This window comes from Cellvibrio japonicus Ueda107 (assembly GCF_000019225.1).
GTDB classification, from domain to species: domain Bacteria; phylum Pseudomonadota; class Gammaproteobacteria; order Pseudomonadales; family Cellvibrionaceae; genus Cellvibrio; species Cellvibrio japonicus.
Genome location: NC_010995.1, coordinates 1177690 through 1195273 on the forward strand (window position 1 = coordinate 1177690; position 17584 = coordinate 1195273).

The 17584-nt window shown below is 54.8% G+C and carries 16 protein-coding genes; 5 read left to right on the plus strand and 11 right to left on the minus strand.

Annotated elements, in window-relative coordinates; all coding sequences use genetic code 11:
• Nucleotides 1–8: 8 nt before the first annotated feature.
• Nucleotides 9–3470, minus strand: coding sequence for a transglutaminase family protein (locus CJA_RS04905; RefSeq protein ID WP_012486647.1), 3462 nt, complete (start codon nt 3468–3470; stop codon nt 9–11).
• Nucleotides 3471–3778: 308 nt separating this feature from the next.
• Here CJA_RS04905 and CJA_RS04910 point away from each other — a divergent pair, with 308 nt between their 5' ends.
• Nucleotides 3779–4879, plus strand: coding sequence for an AI-2E family transporter (locus tag CJA_RS04910; protein WP_041551113.1), 1101 nt, complete (start codon nt 3779–3781; stop codon nt 4877–4879).
• Between the two features lie 20 nt (nt 4880–4899).
• Here the strand turns inward: CJA_RS04910 and CJA_RS04915 are convergent, their stop codons facing one another.
• From CJA_RS04915 to metG, 9 genes are all read right to left on the minus strand, one after another.
• A complete protein-coding gene (locus tag CJA_RS04915; protein ID WP_012486649.1) occupies nt 4900–5634 on the minus strand; it encodes a proteasome-type protease in 735 nt (244 codons plus the stop codon).
• Nucleotides 5635–5767: 133 nt separating this feature from the next.
• Complete coding sequence (locus tag CJA_RS04920) at nt 5768–6589, minus strand: mechanosensitive ion channel family protein (RefSeq protein WP_012486650.1); 822 nt, start codon at nt 6587–6589, stop codon at nt 5768–5770.
• 26 nt (nt 6590–6615) lie between these two features.
• Complete coding sequence (locus CJA_RS04925) at nt 6616–7332, minus strand: electron transport complex subunit E (protein WP_012486651.1); 717 nt, start codon at nt 7330–7332, stop codon at nt 6616–6618.
• On the minus strand, nt 7329–7976 hold the full coding sequence (rsxG, locus tag CJA_RS04930) for an electron transport complex subunit RsxG (RefSeq protein WP_012486652.1): 648 nt from the start codon (nt 7974–7976) through the stop codon (nt 7329–7331). The genes CJA_RS04925 and rsxG overlap by 4 nt, the downstream gene beginning before the upstream one ends.
• Nucleotides 7977–7990: 14 nt before the next feature.
• Nucleotides 7991–9061: an electron transport complex subunit RsxD gene (gene rsxD, locus CJA_RS04935; protein WP_012486653.1), complete on the minus strand. Its 1071-nt coding sequence runs from the start codon at nt 9059–9061 to the stop codon at nt 7991–7993.
• Nucleotides 9062–11422, minus strand: coding sequence for an electron transport complex subunit RsxC (gene rsxC, locus CJA_RS04940; protein WP_012486654.1), 2361 nt, complete (start codon nt 11420–11422; stop codon nt 9062–9064). It lies immediately after the preceding gene.
• Nucleotides 11423–12094: an electron transport complex subunit RsxB gene (gene rsxB, locus CJA_RS04945; RefSeq protein ID WP_012486655.1), complete on the minus strand. Its 672-nt coding sequence runs from the start codon at nt 12092–12094 to the stop codon at nt 11423–11425.
• Nucleotides 12095–12118: 24 nt separating this feature from the next.
• The gene (gene rsxA, locus CJA_RS04950) at nt 12119–12709 is read right to left on the minus strand and encodes an electron transport complex subunit RsxA (protein ID WP_012486656.1); all 591 of its coding nucleotides are present in this window, start codon (nt 12707–12709) and stop codon (nt 12119–12121) included.
• A gap of 178 nt (nt 12710–12887) precedes the next feature.
• The gene (gene metG / locus CJA_RS04955; protein WP_012486657.1) at nt 12888–14927 is read right to left on the minus strand and encodes a methionine--tRNA ligase; all 2040 of its coding nucleotides are present in this window, start codon (nt 14925–14927) and stop codon (nt 12888–12890) included.
• Between the two features lie 229 nt (nt 14928–15156).
• On the opposite strand from metG, the gene CJA_RS04960 reads away from it, so the two are divergent.
• The 4 genes from CJA_RS04960 to CJA_RS04975 all read left to right on the plus strand — a co-directional run bounded on the left by CJA_RS04960 (nt 15157) and on the right by CJA_RS04975 (nt 16831).
• Entirely contained in the window at nt 15157–15516 is a 360-nt protein-coding gene (locus CJA_RS04960; RefSeq protein ID WP_012486658.1) for a DUF4870 domain-containing protein, read from the plus strand.
• A gap of 89 nt (nt 15517–15605) precedes the next feature.
• Nucleotides 15606–16079 carry a transcription elongation factor GreB gene (gene greB, locus CJA_RS04965; protein WP_012486659.1) on the plus strand — a complete coding sequence of 158 codons (474 nt, stop codon included), beginning with the start codon at nt 15606–15608 and terminating at the stop codon, nt 16077–16079.
• 229 nt (nt 16080–16308) lie between these two features.
• On the plus strand, nt 16309–16581 hold the full coding sequence (locus CJA_RS04970; RefSeq protein WP_041551116.1) for a type II toxin-antitoxin system Phd/YefM family antitoxin: 273 nt from the start codon (nt 16309–16311) through the stop codon (nt 16579–16581).
• Entirely contained in the window at nt 16562–16831 is a 270-nt protein-coding gene (locus CJA_RS04975; protein ID WP_012486661.1) for a Txe/YoeB family addiction module toxin, read from the plus strand. Before CJA_RS04970 ends, CJA_RS04975 begins: the two co-directional genes overlap by 20 nt.
• Nucleotides 16832–16915: 84 nt before the next feature.
• Here the strand turns inward: CJA_RS04975 and CJA_RS04980 are convergent, their stop codons facing one another.
• On the minus strand, nt 16916–17347 hold the full coding sequence (locus CJA_RS04980; protein ID WP_041551119.1) for a hypothetical protein: 432 nt from the start codon (nt 17345–17347) through the stop codon (nt 16916–16918).
• Nucleotides 17348–17584: the final 237 nt, after the last annotated feature.

A 17584-nucleotide genomic window follows, 5' to 3' on the forward strand; every position in this document is an offset into this window, starting at 1 on the left:
CTGTAGTGCTAGGCCGTTGGCGGGCGCCGTAAATCCAGCGTGTGCGGGTATTCGCCGGCGGCTTCCTCCGGTGGTGGTGCCATGGGTCGCGGCGGGTGTTTGTTTTCGAAAAAATCGCGCAGGATTTTTCCCGCGGGTGTTGGTGGCAACAAGCCGGGCGTGTGGTTGAAATCGAAGAACCGATTGCCGCGGCGCGATTCCGCCTCGTTGGCGTTGACCGGGAATCGCTCGTAGCTGCGTCCGCCGGGGTGACTCACATGATAGGTGCAACCACCGATACTTTTGCCCGTCCAGGTATCGATCAGGTCAAATACCAAGGGCGCATGTATACCAATGGTGGGATGCAGTGCCGAGGGGGGCTGCCAGGCGCGATAGCGCACACCGGCGACAAACTCATTGAGCTTGCCGGTGGCGATGAGCGGTACCCGACGACCATTACAGGCGAGCAGGTAGCGTCCGGGGGTTAATCCGCTGACGCGCACCTGCAGGCGCTCCATCGACGAATCCACATAGCGCGAAGTACCAAAGCTGCTGACCTCTTCTCCCAGCACATGCCAGGGCTCTATGGCCCAGCGCAATTCAATTTGAATATCGTCCAGTTGCACACGGCCGTAGTGGGGGAAACGGAATTCCTCAAAGGGCGCCAGCCATTCCAGTTGGAAGGGATAGCCATGCTCGTTGAGGTCGCGCACCACATCGCGCATGTCTTCCCACACAAAGTGGGGCAGCATGAACTTGTCGTGCAGCAATGTGCCCCAGCGTATCAGCGGCTTGCGGTAGGGCGCTTTCCAGAAGCGACTGATCAGGCAGCGCAACAGCAGGATTTGCACCAGCGACATGCGCGCGTGGGGCGGCATTTCAAAACCGCGGAATTCCAGGATGCCCTGGCGGCCACTGGCGCTACCGGCAGCGTAGAGCTTGTCGATACAGAATTCGGCGCGGTGGGTGTTGCCGGTCACATCGATGAGCAGGTTGCGCATCAATCGATCCACCAGCCAGGGCTGGTCAACAATGCCATCGGGCATTTGCTGGAAGGCAATTTCCAGTTCATAGAGCATTTCATCGCGGCCTTCGTCTACCCGTGGCGATTGGCTGGTAGGGCCAATAAACAAGCCGGAGAACAGATAGGACAAGGCTGGATGGTGCTGCCAGTAGGTGACCAGGCTGCGCAGCAAATCGGGGCGACGCAGGAAGGGACTGTCGGCGGGTGCAGCACCGCCAAAGGTAACGTGGTTGCCTCCGCCGGTGCCGGAGTGGCGGCCATCGAGCATGAACTTTTCGGTGCCCAGGCGCGATTGGCGCGCGTCTTCGTAGAGCGCCAGGGTATTGTCCACCAGTTCGCGCCAGTGATTGACCGGGTGGATATTGACTTCGATCACACCCGGGTCGGGCGTGATCAGGAACTTTTTCACCCGGTAGTCCCTGGGCGGCTCATAGCCTTCGATGACCACCGGCATATTCAATTCGGCAGCGGTATCTTCAATGGCTTCGACCAGCGCCAGGTAGTGTTCCAGGTAGGTGAGCGGCGGCATAAACAGGTGCAGGCGGCCATCGCGCGCCTCAAAGCACAGGGCGGTACGGATCACATAGCCGGCTTCTATGTAGTGGTTGTAGCCCTGGTTAGCCTTTGGCGATACCGTTTTTTTGGCGTTGGGAGCAACCTGCGGGCTGGTTGTCTGGGCCGGTTTGGCGCTGTAGGCCGTGTGCTGGTTGACATCATGGCCATGGGTTAGCCGGTTGAAGATAGTGCCGCTGGCAGGCAGGGGCTCCTGTTCGGCCAGGGGGTCCACTTCCGGCAGGTAGCGCTCGTAATCATGCTCGGGAAAACTGAGTGAACCCAGCGGCAGGCGCAGGCCCAGGGGCGAGTCGCCGGGAATCAACAACAGCTCCTCGCTGCGCAGTTGCCAGCGCCCGGTCAGCCAATTGTGGTGCAGGTAGTTCCACTCGATGGGCAGCACAAAACCTGAGGGTGTGTTGAGCCCGCGGGTGAGCAGCCTGGCCAGGCGGCGACGCTCCAGGTCATCCTTTAGATCGGCGGTACGCGGATTGACCTCGGGGGGCAGGCGCTGCTCGGTCATCAGGTAATAAACCGGGTCCTCGTAGGCAAAAACCAGGTGCTTGGGGTTGACCAGAATCCTGTCGCACAAGCGCTGGGCAAATTGCAGGGCGTGTTCGTGGGTATGGTCATAGTCTTTATCGACCCGTGCCAGCAGTTTGGGGTTGCGCCACAGGGGCTGGCCATCGGTGCGCCAGAAACAGCCCAGGGCCCAGCGCGGCACTTCCTCGCCTGGGTACCACTTGCCCTGGCCATAGTGGAGCAGGCCATTGGGGGCAAAGGTGTTGCGCATGCGCAGCAGCAGGTCTTTGGCCAGGCGCAGCTTGTCAGCGCCCAGTGCGCCGGTGTTCCACTGCTCGGATTCCATGTCATCAATGGACACAAAGGTGGGTTCGCCACCGGTGGTCAGGCGTACATCCTGCTCCCACAGCGCCTTGTCCACCGCATCGCCCAGGGCGTTAATGGTAGCCCACTGTTCTTCGGTGTAAGGCTTGGTGACGCGCGGATCTTCCAATACGCGGATCACTTCATTGCTATAGCTGAAGCTCACCTCACACTTGCTGGTTGCGCCGGTAATGGGGGCGGCGGAGATGGGGTCGGGGGTACAGGCGAGCGGGATATGGCCTTCGGTGGCCAGCAGCCCGGAGGTGGGGTCGAGGCCGATCCAGCCTGCGCCCGGCACATAGATCTCGGTCCAGGCATGCAGGTCGGTAAAGTCGGCCTCGGGCCCGCTGGGGCCATCCAGGGCTTTGATATCAGCGGTGAGCTGCACCAGGTAGCCCGAGGCAAAGCGGGCGGCATAGCCCAGGTGGCGGAACACCTGCACCAGCAGCCAGGCGGTATCGCGGCAGGAACCTTTGGCCAGGCCCAGGGTTTCCTCACAGGTTTGCACACCCGGCTCCAGGCGTATGCCATAGGCAATGCGCTGTTGCAGTTGCTGGTTAACCTGCACCATAAAGTCATTGATATGCCAGGGTTGATCACTGAGTTGGCGATGGCGTATGTCGGCGCGGATGTTATCCACCAGTTGGCGCAGCAGCGGGCCGCTTTCGGTCACTTCCAGGTAGGGGATCAGCTCGCGCTTAAGCTGGGTGTCATAGTCAAAGGGCACATGCTCGGCATAGTCTTCCACAAAAAAGTCGAAGGGATTGATCGTGGTCATCTCGGCGATGACTTCTACCTCGATACTCAGTTTTTGCGTCTGCTCAGGGAATACCAGGCGCGCCTGGAAATTGCCGAACGGGTCTTGCTGCCAGTTGATGAAGTGTTGCCTGGGCTCGATGTTAAGCGAGTAACTGTGGATTTTGGTGCGCGAATGCGGCGCAGGCCTCAGGCGCAACACATGGGGGAAAAGGGTGGTCAGGCGATCGAATTCATAGTGGGTCTTATGGTGAATGGCAACGCGGATAGCCATGGGTCTTTGCCTTCCTGCAGCGGGTGGAGGTGTGTTTCATACTGGTGCATGTGAGTATGCGCCTGTTTTCAAACGGGGCAATCGATTATGGCAAATATCTGCACGGTTACTGTGACAGCCTGTGTTTTCCCTGTCGGATGCCTGTTGAATACCCAGGAGGTGCAGCAATAAGTGCACCAGTCTGCACCCTGTCCGGGTTTTGGATGAACCCGGTTGTTGTTGGAGCGTCAAACAGCATTTACGGCAATGGCTGCCAGTTTATACTCCGCACTCTTTCCCTCTTCTCACTGACAGGATGGCAAAACTCCATGCTGAAGATATTCCAACAGTGGCTTGATCGCTATTTTTCCAACGAAGAAGCACTGCTGTTATTACTGTTATTGGCGGCAGCACTATTGGCCATACTCACGATGGGGCAGGTGTTGGCTCCTATGATGGCGGCAATGGTGATTGCGTTTTTGATGCAGGGTATGGTGACCCGCTTGCGCCAGTGGGGCATGGGGCACAACCTCGCCGTTACCATTGCCTTTGTGGTGTTACTGGTATCCCTGGGGGCCTTGCTGCTGTTCATCATGCCCATTATGTGGAATCAGCTGGTGCGTTTTTTTAACGAATTACCGCGGATGGTGATTGAGGGGCAGGAGTTGCTGATGGGATTGCCGGAGCGCTATCCGCAATTTCTCAGTGAGCGGCAATTGGAGCAGTTGTTTGCATCGATGACTGCCGAAATCAGCGGTATGGGCCAACGGGTGCTGAGCTTTTCGGTAACCAATATTCCCATGCTGATCGGTTTGATGATTTACCTGATTCTGGTGCCGATCCTGGTGTTTTTCTTTCTCAAGGACAGCAGCCTGATCATGGCCTGGTGTGCCAGGTTCCTGCCCCACCATCGCCCGGTCATGGCTAAGGTCTGGCAGGAAATGAACCAGCAATTTGCCAATTATGTGCGCGGCAAGGTGATTGAGATTGTCATTGTCGGTGCGGTTTCCTACGTCGCGTTCATTTGCCTGGGGCTTAACTATGCCGCCCTGTTGGCGATTGCTGTGGGGTTATCGGTTGTTATCCCGTTTATCGGCGCGGCTGTGGTCACACTTCCGGTTGCCCTGGTCGCTTACTTTCAGTGGGGTTGGTCGGCACCGTTTATTTATCTGATGCTGGCGTACACCATAATCCAGGTGCTGGATGGCAATGTGCTGGTGCCCCTGTTGTTTTCCGAGGCTGTTAACTTGCACCCGGTCGCCATCATTCTCGCGGTATTGGTATTTGGCGGCTTATGGGGGTTTTGGGGCGTGTTTTTTGCTATTCCACTGGCGACGCTGGTAAAGGCCATTCTCTATGCCTGGCCCATTGCGGTACAGGAAGCCTCTCTGGTCCAGGAGCGGGAAAAAACCTGTGAGGCAGCAGAATGAATTCTGCTGCCAGCGATGGATTACCCCTCCTGGGGCGGGATATAACCAACGGGAGGCAACTGCAAAAAAGCCTCCACAATTAATTTGTCCCAGGATTTAGTCAGGGAGCGCAGGTACTCGTTATCGGCATCAAAGACACTGTGCTGCATAAAGAAGCTGTCAGTGGCACAGGTCATCAGCTCAATCGGCGGGCCAACCGTCAGGTTGGAGCGCATGGTGGAGTCCATGGAGACCAGGGCGCAGAGGGAGGCGGTATCCAGCCCGGTTTCAGGTTTGAGGATACGATCCAGGATAGGCTTGCCGTACTTGCTCTCGCCAATCTGCAAATAGGGGGTGTGGGCCGAGGTGGTGATGTGGTTGCCCTGCGGATAGATCAACACAATGCCAGGCGTTTCCTGGTCGATTTGCCCTCCCAGCAGGAAGCTGGCTTCAAAGCTGACATTGGTGTTGTTATTGGCGTGCTTTTCCTGGATGGCAACGCTGATCTCACCGACATAGTCTGCGGCTTCATTAAGGTTCTCCACCGAGGCCAGGTTGGGGGTGGCCCCGTCCTTGATATCTTTGCGCAGGCGCGCAATCACCGCCTGGGTCGTAGCCAGGTTTCCCGCTGACGTGATGATTAACTGACGGCTGTTATTGATATTAAAGTGATACATCTTGCTGTAGGTGCTTACCTGGTCTACGCCCGCATTGGTACGGGAGTCGGAACAGAACACCAAACCGGCATCCACTTTGATGGCTACACAATAGGTCATGAACGGGATCTACCAGGGCAAAAAGGGCGACTAGGTTAAAAGTAGGTCGTAGTAGCGTCAAGGTAAAAAGCAGGCTTGCGGCACAAAATGAAAAGCCCCTGATAGGGGCTTTTACGCTGGGGACTGGGGGGATTTATTGATCCAGGCGATTGAGGTGCACATCCATCTGCGGGAAGGGGATGCTGATGCCATTGTCGTCAAATGCCTGCTTGATGGCTTCCGTCAAGGCGAAGCGGACCGGCCAGAAGTCCCCGGCCTTTACCCAGGGGCGCACGTAAAAGTTGACACTGCTTGCTCCCAGCTCACCAACGGCGATCAGCGGTTCCGGCTCTTTGAGGATACGTTCATCGGCAGCGATAATGTCTGCGATGATGTTGCGTGCCTTTTTCATATCATCGCCATAGCCAATGCTAAACACCATGTCGATCCGGCGGGTACCCAGGGAGGAATAGTTAATGATATTGCCGCTGTAGATCGCACCGTTGGGGATAATCACCTGCTTGTTGTCCCCGGTGTGCATGGTGGTGGAGAAGATGCCAATTTTGTCGATATTGCCGGATGTGCCGGCGGCCTCGACAAAATCACCGGCTTTGAAGGGGCGGAAAATCAGCAGCATAAAACCGGCGGCAAAGTTTTGCAGGGAGCCCTGTAGCGCCAGGCCAATGGCCAGGCCGGCAGCGCCCAATACGGCAATCACCGAATTGGTATTGACGCCCAACTGGTCCAGTGCGGCAACGATGACAAACACCATCAACAGCGCATTTATCAGCGAGCGGATGAATTCGATCAGGATCTTGTCGAGCCTGGTGCGGCTCAGCACCTTGCTCACCAGGCGAGCAACCATCTTGGCGATAAACTGCCCGATAAAAAAGATCAGCAGCGCAAAAAAGACTTTAATTCCCCATGGCACCACGTACAGCTCATACATCTTCAGTAGACTTTCGTCATCGAACATAAACTGCTCCTTGAATCGGGGGGATGCTAGCTTACAGCACCGGTAGTGCGAACACGTTTACTGCCTGTGGATACCGCTGTTTTACGCGCATCAGCGCGCTTTTTCAGATGGGCGTCGATGGAGTTTTTGGCCGCAATTAACATGCCGACCACAATAAAGGCACCGGGAGGTAACAGGGCAAAAATAACGTTGGGGTAGTCTGCCCCAAAAATATTCAGCTGCCAGCTGCGTGCGCCTTCACCAAAAATCAGGTGCATATCGCCAAACAAGTGGCCTGTACCCAACAGCTCGCGCACTGCACCTACGGCAACCAGTACCAGCATAAATCCCAAACCCATCATAAAACCGTCAACAGCTGAGGGAATAAGCTTGTTTTTGCTGGCAAAGGCATCCGCCCGCCCCAATACCGCGCAGTTGGTGACTATCAAGGGGATAAACAGTCCGAGGATTTGATATAGCTCGTAAGTAAAGGCTTTCATGAGCAGTTCGGTGCAAGTAACGGCGGAGGCAATAATCATCACAAACGCTGGCAGGCGTACTGCATCGCTCACCTGGCGGCGAATCAGCGAGACAAACGAGTTGGATATCACCAGTACCAGCAAGGTGGCTATTCCCAACCCCAGGGCATTCACCACGCTGGAACTGACTGCCAACAACGGACACAAGCCCAGTAATTGCACCAGGGCCGGGTTGTTGCTCCACAGGCCTTTGGCGGTGATTTCTCGGTAGCTCACATCGCTCATTGCTCACCTCCGGTTGCGGTGGCTTCATTAAAGAGGTTGTCCTGATTGGCGGCCACAAACTCCAATACCCGTTTGACCTGGCCGACAACTGCGCGCGGGGTGATAGTCGCTCCCGCAAATTGGTCAAATATGCCGCCATCCTTTTTGACTTTCCACTCTTCCAGTACAGGGACCAGCAGGCTCTTACCGTTAAAGCTTAAAATCCATTGGTGCTTTTTCAATTCAATTTTATCGCCCAGGCCCGGGGTTTCCTTGTGCAGGGTGATACGCACACCGGCAATGGTGCCATCGCGCTTGACCCCCACAATCATGTCGATATTGCCGGAGTAACCATCGGGTGCCGTAGCGGGAACAATCAGCGCGATGATTTCCCCGGCGCGACGCGCCCGGTGAATCTTGCGTTCATTGTTGCTCAGCCCGAGCGCTGGCCATGCTGAGGGGGGGATATCCAGGGTATCGGTTAACAGGTCGTTATCGTGGTCACTCAGCGGGACAATGTCATAGAGTGCTTTTTGCTGGGCAGCGCGCTCGGCATTGGCAATACGCTCCTGGGTACCCAGGTTAGTGAGCGCCAGGGTGCCGGCTGTTGCTATAGCAAAGGCGGCCAGGATTAAACTGTTTTTGCTGATGGACTTACCAAGCATCGTCTATTCCCCCCTCAATGGCCATTGCGTGGTGTGCTATCGGTCGCACGGCGCGGCTTTTTATGGCCATAGGTTCGCGGAGTGGTGTAGTAATCGATAAAGGGCGCTGCAAAATTCATTAACAGCACGGCAAATGCTACACCATCCGGGTAGCTGGAGCCCCAGGTGCGTATGACATACACCAGCATGCCGATAAGGGCGCCGTAGATCACCCGCCCCTTGGTACTTACGGTTGAACTGACCGGGTCGGTCACAATAAAAAATGCGCCCAGCATGGTAGCGCCGGTCAGTAGGTGGAACAGGGGGGAGCCCGAAGAGCTGGAGCTGCCGCTGTCATAAAACAGGGCGGCCATCAGGGCCAGGGCAAGCAGCATGGAGACGGGAGCATGCCAGGTGTACACCTTTTTGTAGAGCAGGTAGAGCCCACCGAACAAAAACGCAATATTCACCCATTCCCAGCCAGCACTGGCCCAGCGGCCTTCCGCCAACAGGGGTTGCTGCTGGTAGAGGTCACCCAGTACCAGCCCTTTGTTCTGCTTGATGATATCCAGCGCTGTGGCGCCGCTATAACCATCGATCGGCGCTCCCGAAAATACCTTGGCCAAAGTATCCATCAAGCCGGGAAGTTGCCCGTCAACCCATAGTGGCTTGGGTTGCGCCCATTGGGTCATCTCAACCGGAAAAGACACCAGCAGCAGGGCATAGGCCACCATCGCGGGGTTGAATGGGTTAAAGCCCATACCGCCGTACAACTGCTTGGCGAGGATAATGGCAATAAAACTGCCGCTGATTAGCAGCCACCAGGGGCAATAGGGCGGGAGTGATACACCAATCAATACGCCGGTTACCAGGGCGCTGAAATCGCGCAGGTAAAAGCCGACCGGACGCTGGCGCGCTTTGATGGCCAGGGCTTCGAACAGCATACAGCTGATGCTGGCCAGCAGCACATTGACCAGTACCCCCGGCCCGAAAAACCAGGTCATGGTGAACATGCCGGGAATGGTCGCGTAGACCACCAGCAGCATCAGGCGGCTGGTGCGATTGGCCCCCTGGGCATGGGGTGAGGTGATATTCAATAACGCCATTTATGCAGTGGTGTCCTCAACTTCTTTCAATTTTTCTTCCAGCTTGCTGACTCCGGTGCGGAAGGCTTCGATATTGGCATCGCCTTCTGCTTCGGCTTTTGCCAGGCGCTCGCGGGCTTTTTCCAAACGCGTTTTAAGGGATTGCACTTGCTCAATGCGTTTTTCTGCTTCGCTCATGTTGGCAAGTGCGGCTGCCTTGGCCTTGGCTTTTTCAATGGCGGCTTGGGCGGCGTTTTGCTCGGCGTTGGCCGGTGCTTCCGGCGTCACTGATGCTGGTGTTGCTGCCGGGGCTGTTTCCAGGCCAAGTGCCTTGAGCTCAGCTTCTGCTTCTGCCACTTTTTGTTGGAGCTTCTCAACGCCTTGCTGTAAGGCATCGGCGGTAGCGCTGCCCTCGGCTTTGGCTGCATCGGCTTTCTCCTGGGCTTTGGCCAGGCGCGCGCGCAGGGATTCGAGGTTGGCTTTGGCCTTTTCCCCGGGGGGCATGGCCAATTTAGCCTGGGCCCGGGCAATGGCGGCAGCGACCGGGTCGTTAGGATCAGCTGCCGCAGTGTTGGGTACCGGTGCCGGGGCACTGGCCTGATTGGCGATAAATTCAGCGAGTTTTTTCTCCGCCTCGGCAACTTTTAACTCAGCTTGCTTGATGCGCGCTTTTTGTTTTTCCAGTTGCTCTTCGCTGATTTCTGCTCCCGCCTCGTTAACTACCAGGGGTTTTTGTGCGAATTCCAGTCCGTTTTTCGCCGCCGCTAATAAGCGCTCAAACTTGGCTTTTTGCTCTTCCGGAGACGGTTGGGCTGCGCTGGCTTTGGCGACAGCGGCACTGACCACATCGGTGGCTGGTGCTGCAGTTGCGGGTTCGCTGCTGGCTTTCTCGGCCAGTTTCTTTTTGGCCTCTTCGGCCGCTTTTTGCCGTGCAAGGCGCTTGGCCTCTTTCTCGGCTTCTTCCTTGGCGATGCGCGCCTTGCGAAATTCAAAGCGCTGGCGCGAGCGATCCGACTTTTCCTTTTCCAGTTCTTGCAAATGAATGCTGCCTTTGGCAGCGCGGTAATACTGTACTAGCGGGATACTGCTGGGGCACACGTAGGCACAGGCACCGCACTCGATACAATCGAACAGGTTATGGGATTCAAGCCGTTCGAAATCTTCAGCCTGGGCATACCAGAACAACTGTTGTGGCAGCAGGTCCACCGGGCAGGCTTCGGCGCAGAGGCCACAGCGAATGCAAGCCTGTGCGGGCGGCGGCAGCGGCATTTCCGTGTCACTTGGCGCTAACAGGCAGTTGGTCGTTTTGATGATGGGAGCCCGCAGGTCGGGCAGGGTAAAGCCCATCATCGGGCCGCCCATAATGACGCGCGAGCCCTTGCGGGCATCAAAACCGTGTACTTGCAACACATAATCAATAGGGGTGCCCAGGCGCACCTCGATATTGCGTTGGGTATCCAGTGCTTCACCGACAAGGGTGGTGATGCGTGAAATCAATGGTTCGCCATAGCGTACTGCACGCCAGGCAGCGACAGCAGTGCCCACGTTAACGCAAATCACCCCTACATCAGCAGAGTGATGGCCGCTGGGGATTTCACGCCCGGTGAGGATTTGGGTGAGTTGCTTGGCACCGCCCGAAGGATATTTGGTGGGAATGGCCACTACCTGGATATTGGCAGCCTCCGCGCGGTTGAGGCGCAGCTCCAGCAGGGCCTCCTTGAGCGCGGCGATCGCCTTGGGCTTGTTGTCTTCCACGCCGACCAGCAATTGCCTGGGGTGGTGCAGGATGTGACTAATGAGCAGGGTACCTTCAAGCAATTCACGCGCGTTGACCTGCATGAGTATGTCGTCGGCGGTAATGTAAGGTTCGCACTCGGCGCCGTTGATAATCAGGGTATCAATGACCTGGGTGGATTTGGGGGCGAGTTTGATATCTGTGGGGAAACCGGCACCGCCCAGTCCTGCCACACCGGCGGCACGGATTTTGGCGAGCAGCTCCAGGCGGTCCAGAACCAGGTAATCACTGCATTCCTGGCGCTCTATCCATTCGTCCCGGCCATCGGTTTCAATGACGATGCACTCGCTGGCCATCCCCGAGGCGTGCGGTATGGCATGAGGCGCTATGGTAACAATCCGGCCGGAACTGGAGGCGTGCACATTGGCGCTGAAGGTGCCGTCGGCGGCGGCGATTAGCTGGCCGGTCAACACCTGGTCGCCCACCTGCACAACAGGTTTGGCGGGAGCGCCTATGTGTTGGTTCAGGGGCAGTATCAATTGTGTTGGCAGCGGGATCTGCCCCAGCGGCAACGCCAGGGATTGGGCTTTGTTTTGTGGCGGGTGTATGCCTCCGGGCAACTCCCAGAGCTTGATCAGGCTAGTCATTTACGCGGCTTTACCTGTTTTATCGGCGTCTTTATCGGTGTCAGCAAAAGCCTCGCCCCGCCCCAGGTCAGTAGCAATCAGGTCGGCGACTACCTGGAACTTGGGGGTCTGGTTGGTAGCGGGCAGCTCCCACTTCCAGGTATCCAGGCCAGGGACCACCGGAATCATCTCGATACAGTCAACCGGGCAGGGTTCCACACACAGGTCACAGCCGGTGCATTCATCGGCAATAATCGTATGCATTTGCTTGGCGGCGCCGAGGATGGCATCCATGGGGCAGGCCTGGATGCACTTGGTGCAACCAATGCATTCGTCTTCGCGGATAAAGGCTACCTTCTTCACATCGGAGTGTTCGCCGTGTTCTGTATCCAGGGAAGGAGCCTCCACATCCAGCAGGTCTGCCAGTGCATTAATGGTTGCCTGGCCACCGGGAGGGCATTTGTTGATAGCCTCGCCACCGGCGATAGCCTGGGCGTAGGGCCGGCATCCCGGATGGCCGCATTGCCCGCACTGGGTTTGCGGCAGGAGTGCGTCTATCTGGTCAACAATGGGATCGCCTTCCACTTTGTAGCGCACGGCGGCAAATCCAAGGATGGCGCCGAACAGCGCTGACAAGCTGCCCAAGGCGAGCAGGGCGCTGAGGATAGGATTGTTGGTAATAAACTCGATCATGGCGTGCTGTTCGCTGTTGGAGCCTTATTGGAGGCTGACCAGGCCGCTAAAGCCCATAAACGCCAGGGCCATAATACCGGCGGTAATCATGCCGATAGACGCACCGCGAAACGGGGTTGGCACATCGGCAACGGCCAGGCGCTCGCGCATGGCAGAAAAAAGTATCAACACCATGGCAAAGCCCAGGGCGCCGCCAAAACCATAAAGGGTGGACTCTATAAAGTTGTGGGTTTTCTGCACGTTCAGCAGGGCCACACCCAACACCGCGCAATTCACTGTAATCAGGGGCAGGAAGACGCCTAAAACCCGGTATAGCAGCGGGCTGGTTTTTTCCATAAACATTTTGACGAATTGCACCACGGCAGCAATGACCAGGATGAACGCGATGGTGCGCAAATAATCCAGGCCAAGGGGAGCCAGTACCCAACTGCTGACCAGATAGGTACAGATAGATGCCAGTGTCATCACAAAGGTCGTGGCACCCGCCATACCTATGGCGCTTTCCAGTTTGTTGGATACGCCCATAAAAGGGCAGAGCCCCAAAAACTGGGCCAGCACAAAATTATTGACCAGTACAGTACTGAGCAAAATAACGGCGACTTCGCTAAAACTCATGGTGTTTCCCTGGGAAGGGCCAGCACAAAAAACAGCCGGACACAGTCAAAAGGTTGCGTATTATCGGAAAGCCGAGAGGTATTCTCAATAAAAAAGCAATAAAGCGTTAGGTTGAATAAGCATATCCTTATGGGCAATCTCCCTCCCTGTTAGAAAAGCGAGGGAGATCGACAGAAAATCACATCACGCGCTGGCCAGGCCGGGCGCCAGCGTGCGGCTCCAGCAGGTAAATTTCCCCGCCGCCGGGGCCTGCCGCCAGCACCATGCCTTCGCTCATACCAAACTTCATTTTGCGCGGCTTGAGGTTGGCTACCATCACCGTGAGCTTGCCTATCAAGTCCTCGGGTTTATAGGCGCTCTTGATACCGGAGAAGACATTGCGCGTCTCGCCGCCCAGGTCCAGGGTCAAGCGCAGCAGTTTGTCGGAACCCTCTACGTGTTCGGCATTGGCGATCAGGGCAACGCGCAAATCCACCTTGGCAAAATCATCAAACCCGATTTCGGCAGCGATGGGTTCAATGTTGGATTCCACCTTGGCCGTGGGGGCCGGTGCAACTGCTGCCAGAGCCTCTTTACCGGCGTCGATCATGGCATCTACCTTGTCTTTTTCAATACGGGTGAGCAGGGGCTTGAACTCGTTGATTTTCTCGCCGGTGCGGAAACTCACCGGCTGGGTCCAGCTCAGGGTTTCCCCGAGGAATTCTTCCGCTGCTGCGGTCAGCGCGGGCACTACCGGTTTCAGGTAGGTGAGGATGGCGCGGAACATATTAATACCCAGGGTACAGACCACCTGGGTTTGTGCCTCTGCTCCCGCCTGCTTGGCCAGTTTCCAGGGTTCCTGGGTGGCGATGTATTCGTTGGCCGCATCGGCCAGGGCCATGATTTCGCGCATGGCTTTGCTGTAGTCGCGGCTTTCGTAGTGGCTGGCGATGGTTTCACCGGCATCGACAAACTGCTGCCACAGGGCTGGATCGGCCAGGTTACTCGCCAGCACACCGCCGGCGTTGGTAATGAACTTGGCCGTGCGGCTGGCGATGTTCACCACCTTGCCGACCAGATCCGAGTTAACCCGCTGGATAAAGTCCTCCAGGTTCAGGTCAATGTCGTCCACATTGCTGGTGAGCTTGGCGGCAAAGTAGTAGCGCAGGTACTCGGGGTTCAGGTAATTCAAGTAGGTGCGCGCATTGATAAAGGTCCCGCGCGATTTACTCATCTTGGTGCCGTTCACGGTCAGGAAACCGTGCACGCAAATCTTGCTGGGGGTGCGCAAATTGGCCGAATGCAACATGGCGGGCCAGAAGAGCGCGTGGAAGTTGACTATGTCTTTACCGATAAAGTGATACACCTCGGTGGTAGAGTCCGGCTTCCAATACTCGTACCAATCCTTGCCCTGCTTATCCAGCAGGTTCTTCAAGCTGGCGATATAGCCGATAGGGGCATCCAGCCACACGTAGAAATACTTGCCGGGTTCGCCGGGAATCTCAAAACCGAAATAGGGCGCATCGCGGGAGATGTCCCACTCCTGCAGCCCGGCATCCAGCCACTCGGCCATCTTGTTGGCCACTTCGTCTTGCAGGTGGCCGGCGCGCGTCCAGGCTTTTAAAAAGTCGCTGAACGCGGGCAGGGTGAAGAAGAAGTGTTCTGACTCCCTGGCAACCGGGGTCGCGCCGGAAATCGCGGACTTGGGGTTGATCAAATCCATGGGTGAATAGGTCGCGCCGCACTTTTCGCAGTTATCGCCGTACTGGTCTTCGCTTTTACATTTCGGACAGGTGCCCTTGATATAGCGATCCGCCAGGAACAGCTGCTTCTCCGGGTCATAGGCCTGGGTAATACCGCGGGTGGCAATATGGCCATTGGCTTTTAAACGCTCATAAATCAGCGTGGACAGCTCGCGGTTTTCATCCGAATGGGTGGAGTGGTAGTTATCAAAGCCAATATTAAACGCCGCAAAGTCGGCCTCGTGTTCGGCTTTCACGTTAGCGATTTGCTGCTCGGGTGAGTGGCCCAGCTGTTCCGCTTTGAGCATGATCGCCGTGCCATGGGCATCGTCGGCACAGACATAGGTACAGTCCACGCCACGCATTTTCTGGAAACGTACCCAGATATCCGTTTGGATATATTCCACCAAATGGCCGAGATGGATAGAACCATTGGCGTAGGGCAGGGCGCTGGTTACCAGAATTTTGCGCGGGGACGTATTACTAGCGTGGGTCATAAAATCCTATACCTGTCTGAACCTTGTAAATCTGCTCAAAAAATCATCATTGGGCGCTAAAAGGCGGCGCACTATAGCATTTTTTTGCTTTCCTTTGAGGGAAAGCTGGACTATGAATACTTCTCATGTAAGGGTTTTGTTGTTTGTATCGAGGTTACAACGGCATAATCAAGGCGCTACCCACCTGCGATGATGCAGGGATAATTTACCGACCTTAGGGGAATTGAGTATGGAAAATCCGGAAAATACAACGCAAAACACCGTGTCTACTGTATCCCAGGACACGAAAAACCTTGCCTTATTGCTGTGGTTGGGGACCATCTTCTTCGGTTTTATTCCCAGCCTGGTACTGTATCTGGTGAAAAAGGACGACGCTTATTTACTGGATCAGAGCCGCGAAGCACTCAATTGGTCTATTACCGTTGTCCTTGGCATGTTAGCTGGCTTTCTCCTGGCGATTATCCTGATCGGCATCCTGGTGATCTGGGTGGTGGCCATCTGTAACCTGGTGTTCTGCATTATGGGGGTTATCGCGACTTCCAGCGGCAAACCCTTTCGAGTACCTTTTGCACTCCGTTTAATTAAGTAATCTGTCGCCCATAAAAAACGGCGGTGTGCCTATGCCCACTGCCGTTTTTTATGGCGGCTAGTTTGGGTTTGGATTCAATAAGGTGACCTGTGCGCACACCACTAATTACCCGGCAGGGTTTTGACGATTTACAAAAAGAACTGGATGAACTCTGGCGGGTAGAGCGCCCCGATGTCACCAAAAAAGTGTCCTGGGCTGCCAGCCTGGGAGATCGCAGTGAAAATGCGGACTACCAGTACAACAAAAAACGCCTGCGCGAAATCGATCGCCGCGTGCGCTACTTGCGCAAATGCCTGGAAAACCTGAAAGTCGTGGAATACCGCCCTGAACAGGAAGGCAAAGTATTTTTTGGTGCCTGGGTGGAAGTGGAAAACGACGAAGGCAAAACCCTCACATTTCGCGTTGTCGGCTACGACGAAATTTTTAATCGCAAAGACTACATTTCCATCGACTCACCCATGGCACGCGCGCTACTTAAAAAAGCCGTGGATGATGAGGCCATCGTCGCCACCGAGGCGGGTACAGTGACCTGGTATATCAATTCGATTTGGTATGAAAAATAACGGCTTAATGCAGTTTTAAATCCCTTCCTAAATCTCTCCCAACTTCTCTTTGCTAAAGAGGAGCAGTAGTTTTTTTGGTGTTCAGTATTTTTATTTTGTAATGCCCGGCAGGCTGACGGTTTGGAGCTGCAAAGCGGCGGAAAAGTGGCCATAGTGCTACCGCTTGTTATGGATTTACCTCTATTTTCATGCTAAATTGTACCGAAATCCCGTACAACTGGTGATAACTATGGATACTGTAAGTGTAAATCAATTCCGAGATAACCTAAAAACCTATGTAGAACAAGTAGTTAGCAACCACACCCCTATAAAAGTGACTCGCCGCGCAGGCGAGGCATTTGTGGTGATCAGTGCCGATGACTGGGAACGGGAGCAGGAAACGCTGCATGTTCTACAAAGCAAAAGCCTAATGACGCAAATCGCTGATTCTCTCGCGACGCACACACAACAAAAAGGTTATACCCCAACTGACGAGGAAATGAATGAGATCACTCGTATTTGAGGGTAATACATGGGCTACATATGAAGAACTGCGTGAAAAGGATAAGGTTCTTCATAAAGCACTATGTAAATTACTTAAAGAAATGCTTCGTAGCGACCCTGCCACAGGATTGGGAAAACCAGAGCAGCTCCGACACAACTTAACAGGTTTATGGTCAAAACGTATTTCACAGAAAGACCGCTTAATTTATAAATTTGATGAAAAATATATTTACATTTTTGCTATCGGTGGGCACTACGATCAGCACTGAGTCGCACGACCATAACGCCGTGCGCATGGGCGCAAGTTTACGAGCGTCCCGCCGACGCTTGCGGCGGCGTAATGCCGCACTTTGTTAGGCACAGGCATTGAGGAACTGCCTTACTTGATGCCAGCCATTTTGATACTTTTTGTACTCTGGAATGTCCTTCAGAACCACTTTTGGCATTTTTCCGCCACGATGAACTTCTTCTAATAGTTTTGCAGGAAAGACAAAATACTCCACCACTTCATCTTTTGTAGTTTGCGTAATGTCTTCTAGGTTGAGCTTGGCAAATACGATGAAATCACAGTCAAAGCGGCTGATTAAAAAGCCAGTGGCCTTTCTTGTCCATCGGCTTTTTACCTGAATTTTAGCTGATGTATTCCGTTCTGGATTTGTTGCAACCAGGTCATAGCCAGGCATATTGGTATACGTTTTATATGTAGCTATTCCGTTAATGAGCAAATTGCCCAATACCAAGAATTCAGCGCCCTCAGATTCCAATTTTGTATTTTTTATTGCCATAAGCTTAAATTTCACTTTTGCCTAACATTTATCCTTAAATTTATTTTAAAAGCCAAGCTTAACCAATTGAGTGGTCAGCATTTTAAGCCTTTTCCTCATGTCTTTCATCGGTGCAAAACGCGCATGCGCGTTTTTCTGCTGGCGGTTTGCTCGTTATCATTCTGTACTGATCAGATAAGCATCTGACTATAAAGCACTTTTTGCGGAATTCAAGAGGGGTAACGGGCGCTCCTTGGC

Excerpts from the sequence above, each read along its gene's own strand:
- CJA_RS04905 (WP_012486647.1), bottom strand. The coding sequence starts at position 3,470 with ATGGCTATCCGCGTTGCCATTCACCATAAGACCCACTATGAATTCGAT.
- CJA_RS04910 (WP_041551113.1), top strand. The coding sequence starts at position 3,779 with ATGCTGAAGATATTCCAACAGTGGCTTGATCGCTATTTTTCCAACGAA.
- CJA_RS04915 (WP_012486649.1), bottom strand. The coding sequence starts at position 5,634 with ATGACCTATTGTGTAGCCATCAAAGTGGATGCCGGTTTGGTGTTCTGT.
- CJA_RS04920 (WP_012486650.1), bottom strand. The coding sequence starts at position 6,589 with ATGTTCGATGACGAAAGTCTACTGAAGATGTATGAGCTGTACGTGGTG.
- CJA_RS04925 (WP_012486651.1), bottom strand. The coding sequence starts at position 7,332 with ATGAGCGATGTGAGCTACCGAGAAATCACCGCCAAAGGCCTGTGGAGC.
- rsxG (WP_012486652.1), bottom strand. The coding sequence starts at position 7,976 with ATGCTTGGTAAGTCCATCAGCAAAAACAGTTTAATCCTGGCCGCCTTT.
- rsxD (WP_012486653.1), bottom strand. The coding sequence starts at position 9,061 with ATGGCGTTATTGAATATCACCTCACCCCATGCCCAGGGGGCCAATCGC.
- rsxC (WP_012486654.1), bottom strand. The coding sequence starts at position 11,422 with ATGACTAGCCTGATCAAGCTCTGGGAGTTGCCCGGAGGCATACACCCG.
- rsxB (WP_012486655.1), bottom strand. The coding sequence starts at position 12,094 with ATGATCGAGTTTATTACCAACAATCCTATCCTCAGCGCCCTGCTCGCC.
- rsxA (WP_012486656.1), bottom strand. The coding sequence starts at position 12,709 with ATGAGTTTTAGCGAAGTCGCCGTTATTTTGCTCAGTACTGTACTGGTC.
- metG (WP_012486657.1), bottom strand. The coding sequence starts at position 14,927 with ATGACCCACGCTAGTAATACGTCCCCGCGCAAAATTCTGGTAACCAGC.
- CJA_RS04960 (WP_012486658.1), top strand. The coding sequence starts at position 15,157 with ATGGAAAATCCGGAAAATACAACGCAAAACACCGTGTCTACTGTATCC.
- CJA_RS04970 (WP_041551116.1), top strand. The coding sequence starts at position 16,309 with ATGGATACTGTAAGTGTAAATCAATTCCGAGATAACCTAAAAACCTAT.
- CJA_RS04975 (WP_012486661.1), top strand. The coding sequence starts at position 16,562 with ATGAGATCACTCGTATTTGAGGGTAATACATGGGCTACATATGAAGAA.
- CJA_RS04980 (WP_041551119.1), bottom strand. The coding sequence starts at position 17,347 with ATGGCAATAAAAAATACAAAATTGGAATCTGAGGGCGCTGAATTCTTG.